The 826-nt window shown below is 68.5% G+C and carries 1 protein-coding gene and 1 pseudogene; both read right to left on the bottom strand.

Annotated features, from left to right (window positions below):
* Positions 1-560, bottom strand: a 560-nt coding sequence (locus EKA13_RS27420) for a TIGR03759 family integrating conjugative element protein (RefSeq protein WP_065762055.1), incomplete at its 3' end; no start/stop codon positions are given.
* Between the two features lie 14 nt (positions 561-574).
* Positions 575-826 (bottom strand): annotated as a pseudogene (locus EKA13_RS27415) (hypothetical protein); the annotation flags it as partial.

The raw sequence follows: 826 nt of genomic DNA, 5'->3' as shown, positions 1-826 counted from the left end.
GTATCGTCCTGGCGGCTGCCCACCATATACAGGTCGAACTCGGCACCCGAGGATTGCAGGCGCTGCACGAGCTGCCCACAGGCCGCGCAGCCGTCCTTGACGAACACCGCCATTCGGCCGCTGCCGCGCGCGGTGCCGGCGCCCGGCCCGTCGTCGGGCAGGTTCACGCGCTGCATGCCGGGGTTCAGGCGCTGCCAGGCTTCGTCGTAGGCGCGTTGGTAGGCGAGCAACTTCTCGACGCGGCGTGCTTCGATTTGCACCTGCAGCTCTGCATAGCGCCGCCGTTCTTCGTCGGTCCGTGCCTCGATGCCTAGGGCAGACAGCGGGTCCAGGTTGGGCGAGTAGATTCCCAGCGGCCCATCCATCAGCTCGCGGTAACGCACCCATTCCTGGGGTTGGAGGCCCCAGTTGCTTGCTACTCGGTCGTCCAGGACGCGGGCGGCCAGCGGGCGCTCCTGGCTCTGCGCATTGCGAGCGGGAGCCGTGGCTGACTGCTGCGCCCACGCGGGCCACTGGACTGAAGCCAGTAGGAGTGCGGAAAGGATGATCGACGGCTTCATGTGGTGTGCTCCGATCAGGGAATCGCCACGCGACGGGTCTGGTCGCCGGCTTGGAACACCGCGGCGCTGCCATCGATTGCCTGCAAGCGCCATGGGCCGACCGCATCACCGGGCAGCAGCACCTGAAGCTGGTCGGGCGTGAAGTCCCCACTGCTCGGCGCGACGGACACGCTGCGCTGGCCGGCGCGCAGTTCGGCGCCGACGATGCGGAACGGCAATGGCGGCGGTTCAGACTTGGCGTTAGGCCTGCGCGGTGTGCGCGGCTG

This window comes from Pseudomonas defluvii, from assembly GCF_001695625.1.
GTDB classification, from domain to species: Bacteria; Pseudomonadota; Gammaproteobacteria; order Pseudomonadales; family Pseudomonadaceae; genus Aquipseudomonas; species Aquipseudomonas defluvii.
The sequence above is the reverse complement of the archived record's forward strand: the minus strand, read 5'-3'. Positions and strand labels throughout refer to the sequence as shown.